Source organism: Bifidobacterium commune (assembly GCF_900094885.1).
GTDB classification, from domain to species: domain Bacteria; phylum Actinomycetota; class Actinomycetes; order Actinomycetales; family Bifidobacteriaceae; genus Bifidobacterium; species Bifidobacterium commune.
The window spans coordinates 104,374-121,338 of the sequence record NZ_FMBL01000002.1; the positions used below are offsets into that span (position 1 = coordinate 104,374).

Sequence of the window (16,965 nt, forward strand, 5' to 3'; positions counted from 1 at the left end):
TCCAACTGTACAGACCGGCTGGGTCGTTTACCTCGCCCGAACTGCTCGGAGTGTTGAGACGGATAGATGCGACTTCCGCCGACTCGGAACGCTTCGCGTGTTTATTACGCCTTCAGCGTGCGATTTTTGGCACGGGATCGAATCATCGAGTTCGCGGGAACGGCAAAGGGAAGCGGCAAAGAGAAGACATGAGCAGGGTTGTTGATTTCCTCGACCGGGTTCCCGTCGCAATCCTGCATGCCGTCCGCAACCACAGTGTAATCGACAGGGGCACGGCCGGGAATGAGGAATTCGATGCATTGCCCGGGCTCAATCTTGTTGCGGCTCATCAGCGTAAGGCGCCTGTTCTCCTCGTCGTAGTCGATAACCTCACCAACCACAAGCCAGTCACGGAAATAACCGCCGCGGTTCGTGTTCTGCGTGGCCTTGCGGTCCGGATAGTAGAAACCGGTGCAGTAGTCACGATGTGAAACCTTGTACGGCTCGTCCTTCAGCCACTGCGGCAGCTCGACTTGGTCCTGCTCGTCATCGGATTGCATTCTGGTAGCATCTTGACCGACCAAGACTGGAACCGGCGCAGAAATCATCGTCTTGGCGACAGTCTGTGCGCCCGTGTTGCCGACGCCGTGGAAACCAATGGAATCATGGGATTCGAATTCGGCAGCGGCTTCGGCAGCCTGCACGACATTGGATCGCTGGACCTTGTCATGGAAAGGCTTGAGCGTCTCACCGGCAGCGTTTTCGAAACCACGCTGAATCATGTACTCATTGACCGCGCACTTATAGGCGTTGGCCATGGAAGCCACGTAATATGTACTTTTGGCGCGTCCCTCGATCTTGAGGCTCGTGGCACCGGCGTCAATCACATCATCGAGATGGTCGAGCATGCACATGTCCTGCGAATTGAACAGAAACGTGCCTTCGTCGCTCTCTTCGATTGGGAAAAACTGACCGGGACGTTTCTCTTCGACAACATGATATTTCCAGCGGCAAGGCTGCGAACATTCGCCATGGTTGGCGTCACGTCTGTTCATGTAATTGGAAATGAGGCAGCGGCCGGAGAATGCCATGCACATCGAACCCTGCACGAAACACTCAATATCCATGTCCTCGGGGATATTCGCACGAATGTCGCTGATGGCCTGCAAATCAAGCTCTCGCGCCAGCACAACGCGACGGGCACCCAGCTCGTACAAGGCGTTCGCCGCGAGGTAATTGGTTACGCCTGCCTGCGTTGATATGTGCAGCTCAAGCTGCGGCGCAATCGAATGGGCGGTCAGCATCACACCGATATCGGTGACGATCAACGCATCAATACCGGTTCGAACGAGGTCTGCAATATAGGTTTTAAGAGCTTCGACCTCATTGTTATGCGGCAACACGTTGCAGGTGACGTAAATTCGAGCACCACGGTCGTGAGCATATCGGGCGCCCTCTTTGAGGTCGCCCATCGACAGGTTCTTGGGTGCGGAACGCATGCCGAATTCCTTGCCGGCGCAATAAACGGCGTCGGCTCCAAAATCGATGGCGGTTTTAAGACTGCGCAGATTGCCTGCCGGAACCAGCACTTCGGGTCGGGACCGCCTCAAGATTTTCGAATCGACGGCCCCGTTTCCACTATCCTGCGCCATTACAACACCTTTCCTTCATCCTGATCACGTCGTCGCAACGTCCCAGTCTAAACCAAGACGACCGTCGCGAAACACGACGGAAGGCGCCCACCGCAACTCTTACGCGGATTCAGCTGCATTCACGCATTAAGCGTGGCGAGTTCCTCGTCGGTAAGCTGCAAATCCCCGGCCTGCAGACTGTCCAGAATCGTCTCAGGACGATGGGCACCAGGGATGACGAAAACATGCTTGCCGAGGCTGAGCTCCCAAGCGAGTACAACCCGCTGGTAGCTCACCCCGCGAGCGCGGCCAATCTCACGGAAGGGATCGTACTTGCTCTCGTCCTTGGCCTTACGGAAACCGCCAAGCGGGCTCCAGCACACGAACGGGATGCCGAGCTTGCCTGTGTATTCAAGGGTGTCTCGCGTGCTCTGGAATGTGGGCGAGAACTGATTCTGCACGGCCACCAGCTTATTGCCCAGAATGCTGCGCGCAATGTCGATTTGTTCGATGGAAGCGTTGGAAATACCTGCCTCCTTGGCCACGCCTTCGTCAAGCAGCTGCTTGATGCCCTCGATGGATTCGTTGTAAGGAACCGTAGGGTCGGGACGGTGGAAGTAAAGCAGATCAATCGCATCGACACCGAGCGCGAGCGCCGACTCCTTGCCAGCCTCGACCAAGTGTTCCGGCCGCCCATTGACACCCCAGGTCGGCGTCGTGCCGTCTTCAGCGAAATTGCGGAAATGCCCGACCTTGGTGGCGATCGAGACTCCATCCTTCGGACCGTCCCAGCTTTCCATGGCGCGGCGCACGAGCTTTTCGCCAGCCTGTTCCTCACCGCCGGAGCAGTAGTAGGCCCATGCGGTGTCGATGTGACGGCATCCGGCATCAAGGGCGGCATGGATGGTTTCCAGCCCCTTGGTCTCCCCGAGATTGTTTTCGATGGTCAGCGGCATCTCGCCCAAACCGATGGCGGTGGTTTCGTATGGACCGAGATCACGATGCAGTACCATGGTGCCCCCCTTGTTGCGTCATTGAATATCAATACATCTAGGTTACGGAGTCAGATGGATTTTCTCGGCCACCGACCTTGCCTTCTTCACCGTCGAAAACCATTCGGTAAATGAGTTCCGACAGATTATTTTCTCGGCATAAACGCTGATCTACGGACAACGTCCATATGGAACAATCTTGAGAATAATTTCCACATTTATATGAATTTATGTCACGATTCAATTGACGAAAAGGCCTCAAACAACGTATTTTTTGCGTTGAAACACCTCTCCCATAAGAGTTTTGAGCCACACTTCTCAAGGTTTCCCAAAGTTTGCCAGGCCCGATAAAATCGCAACCATCTTGAACAAAATATAGGCTTGTGAAACAGCCTGGGCAAAACAGACGGATAATAAGGACCGGCGACTAACAGACTTATCGAATGGACTTAGAGAAAACGGACCCGCAGAACAGAAGGATCACCATGGCGCCGACGATACCCGATTGTGATTTCATCCGCAAACTGGACTCCGGCTCCACTGCGGATATATATCTGTATCGTCAGCGCACTCTCAAACGCGAAGTTGCGGTCAAAGTGGGCAAAGCACGGCAAGATCGTCGTTTCGATGCGGCGTTTGACAATGAAGCCAGGATGATGGCCCAGTTCTCCACGCACCCCTACATCATCTCGATCTACGGATCCGGCCTAACCACCCAAACCCATTTGCCCTACCTCATTTTGGAATATGCCCCGCACGGTTCATACAAGGACATCATGCGCAATCGCAGATTCACCGTCGCCGAAGTGCTGGATCTGGGCGTTAAACTTACCGGAGCCTTGCAAACGGCACACCATCACGGCATCATCCACAGAGACATCAAACCGGCGAACATTCTCGTCACCGCCGCAAACCTGCCGGCACTGTCCGATTTCGGCATTTCCAGAAGTATTTACGAAACCAAAGCAGATATCAGCTTTTCCACACCTTGGGCGCCGCCGGAAGTGCTTACCGGTAAAAGCAGCGGATCCGAAACCTCCGACATCTATTCACTGGCAGCCACACTGTATGGTCTTCTGGCCGGAAAATCACCCTTCGAATACATCTTCCAGCCGCGCACCAGGGACGAGCTGGAGAGGCATATCGTTTCGGACCCGATGCCGAAAAACGGCATTTCCGGTGTACCGAAGGAAGTCGAACGAGTGCTGTTGAAGGCAATGAGCAAGGACCCCGATGCACGGTATCTTTCGGCGCAGCAAATGGGCAGGGCTTTACAAAAGGCTCAGGAGGATTGCGCACTGAACGTAACTTCGTTCGTGTCGAAAGGCTGCGACGAATTCCCTCCACACCGCGCAATGCCTCAGCCAGTACGGAATCACTCCGGAGCGAAAACGATCAAACACCCGGAAAAACGCTCGAAAAAAACGCTCGCCACAGCCCTCGCGTCGCTGGCTGCGGTGATGCTTGTTGCAGCTACGTTTATTTTTGGGGTGATGCCACGCGTGGATACCGGGAAATCAAGCAAACACACACAAATCAATACGCTGACACCGGACTCGAAGAATAGCGACACAGCCGGAAGCTCAGGGAAAACGAAGGGCCGCAAAGACTACCGTAAGGATGACATCACCGAACAGGACGCCGGAGCATCAGTGCCTCAACCCTCCAATCTCAGTGGAACCTGGGATGGGCAAAATGCGACGTTCACCTGGAGCAACCCCGACCCTCAGGTCGGAGACACTTATGCATGGGCATTGATCGAAGATGGATCCACTACCACCGGAGAGCAGACCTCGATTGCCGATGAGACCAAAGTCACTTTCGAGACAAACGACCAGAAACCCCAGACCTGCATTCAGGTCAGCATCGTGAGATCCGACGGACATATGTCCGCAACCCCAGCGATGGCTTGTGTAGTAACCAAACAGTAAGTGCCGTCTCCGGCACCAGCATACGGACAGTATCGTGAACGAACCGGTTGAACAGCCGGATGATAAGGAAGCAGTTGATGAAGGCAACGAACAAACCGCAGGGTGAGGGCAAGATCCGCCTGGCATTCAGACGCCTGAACTCACAAACCAGTCGTCACTGGTTCACCCCTGTCTTCGCACTGCTTCTACTCTTGGGTATCGTCGCCGGAGCCATCGTCATCAACACCTTAACCCGCACGCATGTGCATCTGGATGACGGCACGGTCTGGGTCACTTCATTGAAAGACCGCAAGGCCGCACGTTTCAATGTCAAGCTTCAGCAAGTCAACGGGGCGATCACCCCAACAACCCCCACCTTCGACATCAGCCAGAACGATGACAACGTGATTCTGTCCGACGGTGCCAAGGCACAAGGAATTGCCGCTTCGAATCTGGGCATCCACGGCAAAAGCGAAGTCAAAAGTTCGACCTCAACGTTCATCGGCGGCACCACGGCGGCTTTTTTGAACCACAAAACCGGCAACGTGTGGATCGGCAATGCGGACAATCTTGACTCCATAACCCCCAAAACCTCCACCCCGCAAATGCAGCTCGGAGCGCATGGACTGATTGCAATCGACCATAACGGTACGGTGTACGGATACCGTCCGGCCGACGGTAGCGTGCTAAAAATGAACAGCCACGACGGTGGTCCCCAAACGCTCAAGACACTCACCGACGGGAAACAAACCAACGCAGACAGTTTCACTGTCGTCGCAGACCGGCCGGTTATCGCCACCAGACAACACATCATGTGGGAAGGCGGCAGCGCACAAATCAATTCGCAAGGTCCGATAAGCCTGCAGGCGCCACCCACCGATGACCTGCAAGCGGACTGGGTTGCAGCGAGCACGAGCAACGGTGTTTTCACCATCGATTTCAAGCACGGGAACAAAACCTCATCGTTCATGAACGCGGGATCGGCAGAGGCGGCCCAACCTGTGTCATCCAAAGGGTGCGTGTACAGCGCTTGGTCGCAGCAGGCGCACAACTATATCCGGCTATGCTCGGCTGAGGGCGCAGCCGAACCGAACCAGGACAAGGACGGCGTCGAGGCTCAATGGCAGACGCTGCAATCCGTCTCCCCCACATCCCAGCTTGTCTTCCGCACGAACCACCGACTCGTGGTACTTAATGACGTGACGAACGGCAACGTATGGAACCCGGATCAGTCCAACAACGTCATCAAGATTCAATGGCGCCAAATTGATACCAAGAAGACAACCGACCAGCAAAAGGATTCCGACTCAGTCAACAATCAAGCGCAATTCAAACCCACTTGCTCCACCAAGTCCGGTCAGATAAAAGCCGAAAACGACGATTTTGGCGCACGCGTGGGCGGACAGCAGATCCTCGATGTACTGCGCAACGATGAGCAAAGCGACTGCTCGGTACTCCGCATCACCAAGATCGGACCCATTTCGGGAGCCGGCATCACTGTCAATCCCATATATTCAGGACGGTATCTGCAGGTGGACACCACCGCTGCGACCGAAGGCAAAGCGAGCTTCACCTATGAAATCGATGATGGTCACGGACAGACCAGCAGCGCGGCGGTCAACCTGACCATTACCGGCACCGCAACGAACCAACCTCCGGAACAGCGTGACCCACCTGTTGAATACGACGTAGAGCAAGGGGCCACACTCACCGTCAACGCCTTGGGCGGCTTCACCGATCCGGAAGGCGACCCGATGACCCTCGTCTCCGCAGTGGCGCAGAACAACGACCAAGTGGCAGTGTCCACTCGCGCCGACGGCCAGCTTGTGTTCAACACCGGCTCTCTAAGCAGCGGACGCGTGGGTGTGGAAGTCACCGCTTCCGATGGACTACACACCGGCACCGGGCTCATATACTTTTCCGTGCGCCCCGCCAATACGCTGCCGGCAATGATTGATGCCGTGACCAAAAACACCACACCCGACACCTCAACCACTATAGAACTCAAGCAATATGTGCATGGCACCAGCACACAACCGCCCGTGCTTTCATCGGTCAACACCCCTGCAGGCACGACGACTTCGACCAATTCCGGCGATCTTTCCTTCACATTCAAAGCGAGCAATCCGGGTACATATTATGTGCCTTACACCATCAGCCAAGGCAGCGTAGAAGCCCAAGGCCTGGCGCGTTTGGAAGTGCAGCCAGTGACCGGGGAATCCGCCAAACCCGTGGCAGCCAACGATGTGGCACTTTTAGCAGCCGACCGCACCGCCATCGTGGAGCCGCTCAACAACGACACCGACCCCATGGGCGGTGTGCTTTCGATCACCTCTGTGAACGCCGACCCGAAGCTGGGCATCAAAACCGGTCTGGTGGCGCACAAACGTGTTTATATAACCGCCCGGCAGATTCCCTACAAACCGATGAAACTTACATACACGGTAACGAATGCCGCAGGATCAACCCGTGGCACCATCGTGCTGCAACCACCGGCACTAACCACTGCCAACACAGCCCCGAAAGCCTCTAATATCAACACCAACGTGCGTACAGGCGGCATCACCAGTATCGACGTCATCGATCATGTTTCCCATGCCGACGGCACCACGGTGAGACTCCAAAATACTCTGCAATACGACAAGAAGACCTTCAAAGGACTGGCATTTGTTTCAGGCGACAATGTGCGCTATCAAGCCCCGGATGTGCCAGGCATCCATCCAGTGACCTATACCGTGCGCGACAACCTCGGCAACGCCGCTTCCGGCACAATCACCATCACGGTGCACGCCAAGGACCACAACAACAAGTCCGCCCCCACCCCGCAGGACACACAAGCACAGGTAACTGCCGGTCAAAAGGTGCGCATCCCCATAACAATGACCGGTATCGACGCCGACGGCGACGACAATACACTGCTTGGACTCGGAGACAAGTCTCCCAAAATGGGACGCATCGACGAGGTTGGTGCCAACTACATGGTCTATGAGGCATACAGCGATTCGTCAGGCACCGACACCTTTACTTATGCCGTCGAGGATTGGACTGGACAGCGCGCCCAGGCGCAGATTCGCGTGGGAGTCTATAAGGGAGCCTCGGATTCCGGCGTGTATGCGCGCGACGACCAGGTGACGCTGCGACCCAACACCGAAGCCACCGTGCCCGTGGCACAGAACGACATCTCCGGGGACAACACCGATCTGATCATCGATAAAACGCTACAAACACAAGGCATCAACGGGGTGCATGTCACCGACAACATGATTGCTTTCAAAACTCCAAATACCGCAGGAACGTCATACATCGTCTACACCGTCAAAGACAAAGCCGGACTCTCCGACACCGCCACATTGACGGTGATAACCGACCCGAACGCGCCCATCGAACCGCCTATCGCATACGATTACCGCGTACCTTCCGCAGCAACGCTCGACAAGAAATCTATCGACGTGGACCTGTCACAATGGATTGCGAACCCCTCCGGCTCGGCGCAGGAACTCAAGGTCGATATACACCCGACAGCCACCGATCACGCCCGGGTCAAGGGCGACGGAAAGTCCACCACCGTGACTGTCGACCTCACGGACGAAGCCAGAAGCGTGCCCTACACGGTAACGAACACCACCTACAACGTCACCTCCACCGCTTTCGTACAGGTACCGCAATACGGGGTCTTCCCGCCGACACTGCGACCAAAGGCTCCACCCATCAAAGTTAACGCCAAACACAGCGTTGACATCAATCTTTCGGATTACGTACGCGTCGGGCCAGGCAAAACTCCTTACGTGGACAAGGATTCAATCAACGCCACGAAAAGCGACAATTCGGACTACTACGTCAACGACCAAACCTTGAAGTTCACCGCACCCAAGGATTACGCCGGCCCTGCTTCCATCACCTTCACGGTTTCCGACGGAAAACGTGACATCGAAAGCAAGGACAAGAACGGCTCCAAGCAGGCCAAAATCATCAACTCATCGGTATTAACCTTGCCGATCACGGTCATCGGACGCAATGTACCCCCGCCAACCTTCTCTTCCACAACCATCAATGTCGCGGCGGGAGAAGAAGCCACAACCGTGGATCTGACAGCACTGACCCATGCCCCCAGCGGACTCGAGGATGGCGAAAAGACGTACTCTTACTCCGGGGGAGAATCTTCCGGGTTTGTTGAATCGCGCCTGACCAGCAATGGCAAACTCACTCTCAAAGCCCCGGCAACAGCCACGGTTGGTTCGATATCGAGCATCCCAATCACCATTAAATACTCAAATGGCACTGTTTCCGCAGGAATTACAGCACAGGTGACGCAATCAACTCGTCCGCTCACCAAAATCTCCGGATCATATAAGCGGATGAATGCCGGAGATAGCACCACCGTCAATATTCTTTCCGGTGCGTTCAACCCCTTCCCCGGGACGCCACTGAACGTTGTGAGCTGTCAAGCGGACGACACCGCGAAAATCAAGATTGACTGCGGTTCGAAGGGCGCCATCGGCATCCGTGTCGCATCAGATATCGGCGCATCTTCGAACACCGTAGTGGTCAACGTGCAGGATGCCACGAAAACCAAGGAACGTGAGGTCAGTGCCACCATCACCATCTCGGTGATCGACAAGCCGGCCCCACCGTTGCTCTCCCCAGTAGCCGGCCAGCCAGCCGACAGCATGGTCAACCTGAGCTGGACCCCGGGCTCGGCCAACGGCAGTCCCATCAGCGAATACGAAGTAAACTACGATGGCAACACCAAATCCTGCGGAGCCGTGACCACCTGCAACATCACAGGACTCGCAAACGGCAAAGCATACAGCTTCAGCGTTAGAGCCAAGAACGAGGCCGGCTGGTCAAAGCCTTCAAACACCATCCAAAGCATGCCGGACAGGGTGCCTGATGCCCCTGGCGGCGTGAGGATTGAAGGCGCTTATCGGAAAGTCACCGTGAGCTGGAACGCACCGAAATACACCGGTACCAAGCCCGATGACTACATCGTGACCATGAACGGCAAAGTCAAGCATACGAGTGGTTTGACCCAGACATTCGATCTGGGAAACAATGAAATCAAGGACGGTTCCACCTTCAGCGCCACGGTACGCGCCCACAACAGAGCCGGCGACGGACCAGTGAGCGAGACGGCATCAACTGGCAGCAACATGGCTTGGGGCGACCCTGAACCGCCTTCCGTCTCGATGACCCCCAACAGCACCGGCAACCAGATGAACATCAAAGTCAGCCTCGGGGATATGCACAATGCCGGCTGCGGCAGCATTAATGTGCGCGGTGATTTCTCACCAACGATCACCTGCGACAGCCTGAACGATTCGGTACGTGTCGAACGTCGGCAATACAACAAGAAACAGGCGATATCCGTTGTCGTCAACCCCAAACGTTCGGCACACGCTACAACACCGGTGAGCGCAGAAGCGACTCCCGGATACGTCATCCAGCCCCCGATCATCAATATTTCAAGGAACGACAACCGCTGCATCGTCAACATTGTCGGGAAAGGGGAACATGACGGCTTTTCCGTGAACGGCAGGCCACAAACGAGCAACACATCGCCCGAATATGGCACAGTCAGCCCATGGAACACCTGCGCCGATGTAACAGTGGCTCAAATACTCAACGGCGTGAGCGGCCCGAGCGCCACAGCGCAGTCGAACGACATCTATAAGAAGAAAGCCGTCATCTCTTCGAATCTGACTATGACCTGGGATGCCAACGACCGCCATAAAATCAATGTGACAGGAGGCCACATCGACACCTACGGCGGCCATGTAGTCCCCAGCCTGACAATCAGTGTCGGCAATCGGAAGACTTCCTGCGCAAACTGGCAACCGGGCATGGCAACCACCTGTGACGTCAGCGAGCTTGGCGACGACGACTATAACAACAACGAATTTTCATGGAAGATTGAAGCCGTAATTCCGGAAGCCGGCTCAGACACGCAATACAACGATACGAAAACCGGCACAACCGTCAACGGGACACGTAAAGCCAAATCAACGTTCAACACCACGCCCGGCACGCCCAGGGCACCCGGCACACCCAGGAATCCGAACCGGCCACAAACCCTATTCGACCACTTCCCCACCTTGCAGACGATGTGCACGCAACGCACGATGGTCGATGCAACAACGCAGCCTGGAGCGAGGACCTAATGACAGCCGCAGGGACACCAATTTCGCAGACCAAGCACCCCCTCCCCGAAAAAAACATACATACAACGTAAGCCGCGCAACACCCCACATGGCTACACCGGCAATCCTCAATCGAATTTTGAACAGGCATAAGGAGAAAATTCATGAGCACAACAACAGACCCATCCAACGATGAGACAAGACTCTCGGAGGCCACTCATCTCTCAAGGTTCGGCAACAATGAGAACGAATTGAACGCCAACGACAAATCCTTACCTTTCCCGCCGATCTACCCCAAACCGATCGATACGGCACAAAGCGCCAACACCGATGACGAAAACACGATACTGGGAGCTTTCGGCGATACCAGTAAAAACGAAGCGATCAACCAAAAAACCGTCTCGAACATCTCGACAATCATCGAGCCACCAAGCGATTCCATTCTCGACTTCAAGCACTCCTTCGATTTACTGGCAAACAATATCAGCAAGGTCGTCGTGGGCAAGTCCAAACCCATCAAATTGTGCATCACGGCCCTGATGGTCGGTGGTCATGTACTGCTGGAAGACAACCCGGGCACCGGCAAAACACAGCTCGCTCGAGGCCTTGCCAATTCCGTCTCCACATCGTTCAAGCGTATCCAGTTCACCCCTGACTTACTACCGAGCGACGTGGTTGGAGTGACATTCTACGACCAGAAAACCGGCGAATTCGAGTTCCGAGAAGGCCCAATCTTTGCATCCATCGTCCTAGCCGACGAAATCAACCGAGCCTCACCGAAAACCCAATCTGCCCTTCTGGAGGTCATGGAGGAGCAGAAGACCACCGTTGATGGCAAAACCTACGAAATGCCACAACCGTTCATCGTCATCGCCACCCAGAACCCATTGGAGCAGCTGGGCACCTACAAGCTCCCGGAGGCCCAGATGGACCGCTTTCTGATCAAGACGTCACTAGGTGCACCGGGCCATGATGTGGCGATTCGAATCCTACGCGACATCGATATTATTGACCGCGCACAAACCGTTTCCCCAGTGCTCAGCGCCAACGATATCGTCAGACTGCGCAGAACAGCCACCGCCGTACGCATCGACGAACGCATCCTCGAATACATCGAGCACCTCGTCGAAGCAACACGGTTGAACGAAAAGCTTCGCGTAGGCTCCTCCATGCGTGGCGCACTGGCGCTGACACGCTGCGCACGGATTTGGGCTGCCGCCGACGGACGCGATTACGTGCTTCCCGACGACGTGCAGGACCTTGCCGTGCCAGTGCTCGCGCACCGCATCATCCTCAATGCAGAAACCGCGTTCAAGGGCGAAACCGCCGAGCAAATCATCAGCGAAATCCTAGAATCAGTCCCCGCGCCCGTCATGGGAGCATGAAAGTAACATCATGCACTTTCCCACCAACCACCAGCAACAGTCTCAATCAGCGCCATCCCGCGACCTCACATCTGCGCGGAACACGGCTGAGACACCTACAGAGAGCAGTTTGGAAGGCCCTCGATCGAAGATTCGCAAGTTCCGACCCACGTTCGAAAATGCCCGATTTGCGGGCCTGCCATTCAAATTCCGGTACAGAACTACAAATTTACGCTACAAGCTGCCCGGCTGGCTCACCACTTACATCTCTCCTCTCGGCTGGTCGATCACAGCAATTGCACTGGTTTGCCTGGCGGCTTTCCCCGCACTTGGATGGCACGAGCTGTTGGTTTGTGCCGTAATCGGCTTGATCATGCTCATCTGCGGCATCGTGATGTCGCTTGGCAACACAACATTCCAGTCGGCACTTTCCGTTTCGAACGACCACATCGCCGTAGGCGATACCGTTAAAGTCGACGTCGATATCTCTAACCCCGGCAAACGCCCCACCGCCAGCGTCATCGGTGATCTGCCAATGGGCAGGGCACATCAGCATTTCCGCATTCCGAGACTCGCTCCGGGCAAAAGTTGGGACAAGAAAGTTGAATTCCACGCCATGGCACGCGCAATTCTTCCCGCAGGTCCTTTAACGATCAGTAAAGGGGACCCGTTCGGAATCGTACGGCACGAACAGTCGCTTTCCGAATCGGTGAATATCTTCATCCATCCCAAAACCATCTTGCTCAACACCCTCGATTCCGGTGTTTTCCGCGATCTCGAAGGAAGCCCATCCGGTCAAGTGGTTGACGATGACCTCGACTTCTACGGCCTGCGCGAATACCGCAGCGGCGACGACATACGCAACGTTCACTGGCTTTCGTCAGCGAAAACCGGTTCCTTGACGGTCCGCCAATACGAAGCCACCAAACGAACCGACACATCCATCACTCTGAGCATCAACCCCGCTGATTACGCCTCCGAGGATGAGTTCGAACTGGCCATCAGCGTCGCCGCGTCGATCGGAGTCGAATGTCTTGTCGAAGACCGGCCCCTGTCCACGCAGGCTTCCAAGGACTCGCTCATCACACACTCCCCCACCTTTTTGCTCGACTGGATGAGCGGAATCAAACCGGACCCGGACGAGAACCCCAACCTTGCAGACACCACACTGCGCACGAGTCCAGGAGCATCCTTCTATTTCTTCATCGTCGGCTCCGGAGCCAAACTCGAACGACTGCGCCGCATTGCAGCCGCTTTGAGCCATGAATCCGTCTGCATCATGCTGCGAATCGACACCTTGGCGACCAATGGCATTCATCAATACGACGACTTTACCTTGGCCACACTTCCATCACTCGACGATTTGCCGCAGATTATGGAGGCTCTGAAATGAGCAGTACCGACACCATGAACTCGTCACCAAATACGCCAAGCCTATGGTCGAGCGAACACATTGCGTCCCCTTTGTCACACTCCGCCGACACAAACAGAGACGATACGACCGGCACTTGGGCAATCTCAACCAGAACTCCGATCGTGCTGACTTCAAAGGATGAGAACCAACACCATACACGCGTTACCACCTATCGCCATTGGACCGCCCCTGCCATCGGAGCCCTGTTCGCAGCGGTCGTCATCTTGCTAAATTCCGCCAATCTTATTGACGTCTACGGCAGCATATTCGTCTGGTCGGCCGCGGCTATTCCAGCATCGCTGCTTGGCGTTTGCATTGCTCTGACCGGAATCAATCCGACGCTGAGACTTTGGTGGCAAATCGTATTCCTGGCCGTCGCCCAGTTTCTCGTGGGCCCTGTAATCGCACTGAACGACACCACCATCGCTCACCTCCTGCCGAGCCCACAAACACTCAGCCAAGGTTTCACGCAAACCTTCGGCTCATTCAAGTACATCATTGCGGTCATTCCACCAATCGGCGGCGCCAACGGAAGTCTGATGGCCCTGTGGACCCTGAATCTATGGACAGCCTTCCTTGCTGGCGTTTTCGCAGTTTCGGCAAACAACAAGATCAACCTCATCACGGTTCTTCCGTTGGGGCTGAATCTTACGACGAGCGCCCTGCTGGGAACCGATCAGGGCACACTACGCCCGTTCTGCGGCATCACAGCGATGTTGGCATTGATTTTTTGGTTCGCCTGGCGTTGGCACTCCTTCGACATCCGCAGACCGATAAGTGCGGTGACAATCATCGCCATCTCCGTCGCCCTGGCATCCGGAGCAGTGTTCGCCATCCCGGAACATCGTCTGGTTCTTCGCGATCACTACAATCCACCTCTTGACCCCCACCAATATACAAGTCCGCTCAGCAGCATGCGTTCCTACGTCAAATATCACAAAAAGGAAACACTGCTCACCGTTTCCGGACTTCCCGCCGGCACACCGGTACGCCTTGCCGTCATGGATCGCTTTGACGGCAACGTCTGGAACCTTTCCGATTCCACTGATGCCAGCGACTCCTCCGATTACCGCAAAATCGGCAGCGGCATCCCAACCACCGCCGACGGCAATCATTTCAACGCCACCTTCAAAGTCCACAACGGATTTTCCGAGCAATGGCTGCCCTTGGTTGGCGACGCTTCATCCATTGATTTCGACACTACCGATTTGTATTACAACACCGGAACGCATTCCGCCATCGCACCCAACACATCCCTCGGCGGCCGCACCTACACCGAATCAGGGATCATCCCCTACGCCCCCACCCAGCAGCAAATCGTCCGTGCCAGCGCACAGGACATCACACAGCCCGAGGTAAAGGACACCCCCAACAGCGTCGGCAACCTCGCCCCAGCCTTGACAGGCAAGCAGCCCACCGACGGCGCAACGGCGCAAACACTTGCCACTGCGCTAAAAACCAAGGGTTGGTTCTCACACGGGCTTGCGGGCGATTACCCCTCTTTGTCCGGCCATGGCAACTTCCGCATCGACTCCATGCTCGGCGGCTCCGCAATGGTGGGCGACAGCGAACAATACGCCTCGGCCATGGCATTGATGGCCCGCCAGCTCAACCTCCCTTCGCGCGTAGTCCTTGGTTTTATTCCAAAAGACAAGGAAGGCAACATTTCCAAGGCTCGAACCACGACCAACGAGAAAGGAACGACGCGAACCGATTTCACGGGCAACGACATCGAGGCCTGGGTCGAAATCAACCTCAAGGACTATGGATGGGTCGCCTTCTATCCGACACCGAAGGAAACCAAGGTTCCGAACAAAAATCAGGATTTGACACCGCCGAACCCGAAAACGCTTGTGCGTCAGCCGCCCGTGCCGTTGGTCGATCCACTGCACGATCAGAATCAGGCTCGCGACCAGTCTTCACTTGACGGTGCGGATGCAGGCGACCAGAACCGCAACGCCACATTAATCAGGATCATCGCAATCATAAAGAAAGTGGCCGTCTACGGAAGCCCGCTGTGGATCATTCTCATCATTTGTGGACTCATCCTGCTGATCAAAGCCATCCAGCTGGCCATCATGGCCCGCAGCGGCAGTTCGAAGGAGCGCATCGCATCAGGCTGGCAGGCAATCAACATGCTCGCCAAGCAAAGTGGCATCGCGACATCCGGCACCCGTCGACAACAGGTCATGCAAATCCATAAGGCTTTCAGTACGAGTACCGAGAAAACATCCACGTCAATAACCGGAAAGTCAACAAAATCGCAACAAAAGCAGGGCATTACCGTCCGTCCCATAGACCTGGATCAGCTCAAGCTGCTTTCCCGCGAAGCCGATTGGGTCGCCTTCTCCGGCAAAGAGCTCGATGAAGCGGATTCTCTTGCATATTGGAAACGGATCCAGACAATGCGCAAGGTCATGCTTGCCGCCCAGCCGCGCATGCGACGCATCGCCACCCGGCTTTCGCTTAGAGGCGTCTTTCATATGCCGAATTTCCGGCGTTTCAAGCCCAAGCATCTATTGGGCAAAAAACGCTGTGCAAAATCGGATGATACTTCGAGTACCGCAGCCACAACAATGCGACCCGGCACGAACAGCACAAACACGGCAAACGGCACAGCTATACTGACAGGCGAGAGATTGAAGCGGCAACCCGCCGAAAAGAAAGGCCATCAACTGTGACCCGTCATCCCCATATTCGAGCGGCCATGGGCAGCGACATCGGCAAGAGGCGACGCCGCAATCAAGACAGCGGAGTCAATGAACCCGGCGTTTATATCGTGTGCGACGGCATGGGAGGCGGCGTCGGCGGCGAACGCGCGAGTGCCATCGCCGCCAAACACTTCGCATCGGTCGCCGACCAGCCAGTCAGGTCGCTTGCGATCATCAAAACCGCATTAGACGAGGCCCAAAGCAATATCTACAACCTAGGTCAAAATCTCGGCGGCGTCGCTGGCACCACGGCTACCGGCCTTATTCTCCCCTCCCGGCCTTCCGATGACGGCAGCGAACAGGCACCTCTGTGGTATGTAATCAATATCGGCGATTCCCGCACTTATCATTTCGATTTCGACGAACAAGGCAACGCAATCGCTTCCTCCATCAGCCGTATCACCAAGGACCATTCCCAGCGCCAGCAGGCTATCGACTCCGGACTCGTGTCACCACAGATGGCCGATGCGGCCATTCCGCGCAATATCATCACCCAATGCATCGGCTCACCGCAGGAAATCAAACCCGATTTCTACGCTGTCGTGCCATCGGGTCGATTCATTGTGTGCTCGGACGGGCTTTACTCCGAAGTTCCCGATACCGCTATCGCAGCGATAAGCCGCGCGAACCCAGACCCCGACCGTGCCGTCGAAGCGCTGATCCAAACGGCCGTGGACGCCGGAGGAAAAGACAATATCACCGTTCTGGTCGTCGATGTCTGGCCCGAAGTCCCTCATGACGAACCATGGCATGCGAGCAAGCTTGGTGACGGGGAAGAACTGGAAACCATCGGGGACATCACCCTTGATAGCTTGCACACATAAATT

Annotated in this window: 7 protein-coding genes and 1 pseudogene; 6 read left to right on the forward strand and 2 right to left on the reverse strand. The window is 55.6% G+C overall.

All coding sequences use genetic code 11. The features are described 5' to 3' along the window. Window positions 1–104: 104 nt before the first annotated feature. Both GA0061077_RS04365 and GA0061077_RS04370 read right to left on the reverse strand, forming a co-directional pair. Window positions 105–1,631: a peptidase U32 family protein gene (locus tag GA0061077_RS04365; RefSeq protein WP_183193239.1), complete on the reverse strand. Its 1,527-nt coding sequence runs from the start codon at window positions 1,629–1,631 to the stop codon at window positions 105–107. Between the two features lie 119 nt (window positions 1,632–1,750). After that, window positions 1,751–2,623, reverse strand: coding sequence for an aldo/keto reductase (locus GA0061077_RS04370; protein ID WP_091847747.1), 873 nt, complete (start codon window positions 2,621–2,623; stop codon window positions 1,751–1,753). Window positions 2,624–3,087: 464 nt separating this feature from the next. Here GA0061077_RS04370 and GA0061077_RS04375 point away from each other — a divergent pair, with 464 nt between their 5' ends. From GA0061077_RS04375 to GA0061077_RS04400, 6 genes and pseudogenes are all read left to right on the forward strand, one after another. After that, window positions 3,088–4,533 carry a serine/threonine protein kinase gene (locus GA0061077_RS04375; protein WP_159426911.1) on the forward strand — a complete coding sequence of 482 codons (1,446 nt, stop codon included), beginning with the start codon at window positions 3,088–3,090 and terminating at the stop codon, window positions 4,531–4,533. A gap of 77 nt (window positions 4,534–4,610) precedes the next feature. Beyond that, window positions 4,611–10,670 carry an Ig-like domain-containing protein gene (locus tag GA0061077_RS04380; RefSeq protein ID WP_091847920.1) on the forward strand — a complete coding sequence of 2,020 codons (6,060 nt, stop codon included), beginning with the start codon at window positions 4,611–4,613 and terminating at the stop codon, window positions 10,668–10,670. 425 nt (window positions 10,671–11,095) lie between these two features. Further along, window positions 11,096–12,034 (forward strand): annotated as a pseudogene (locus tag GA0061077_RS04385) (AAA family ATPase); the annotation flags it as partial. A 109-nt stretch (window positions 12,035–12,143) separates the two neighbouring features. Further along, window positions 12,144–13,406 (forward strand): DUF58 domain-containing protein, encoded by a 1,263-nt coding sequence (locus GA0061077_RS04390; protein WP_234696506.1) that lies wholly within the window; start codon window positions 12,144–12,146, stop codon window positions 13,404–13,406. After that, a complete protein-coding gene (locus tag GA0061077_RS04395; RefSeq protein ID WP_091847751.1) occupies window positions 13,403–16,108 on the forward strand; it encodes a DUF3488 and transglutaminase-like domain-containing protein in 2,706 nt (901 codons plus the stop codon). The genes GA0061077_RS04390 and GA0061077_RS04395 overlap by 4 nt, the downstream gene beginning before the upstream one ends. Then, window positions 16,105–16,962 carry a PP2C family protein-serine/threonine phosphatase gene (locus tag GA0061077_RS04400; protein ID WP_234696507.1) on the forward strand — a complete coding sequence of 286 codons (858 nt, stop codon included), beginning with the start codon at window positions 16,105–16,107 and terminating at the stop codon, window positions 16,960–16,962. Before GA0061077_RS04395 ends, GA0061077_RS04400 begins: the two co-directional genes overlap by 4 nt. The last annotated feature ends 3 nt before the right edge of the window (window positions 16,963–16,965 follow it).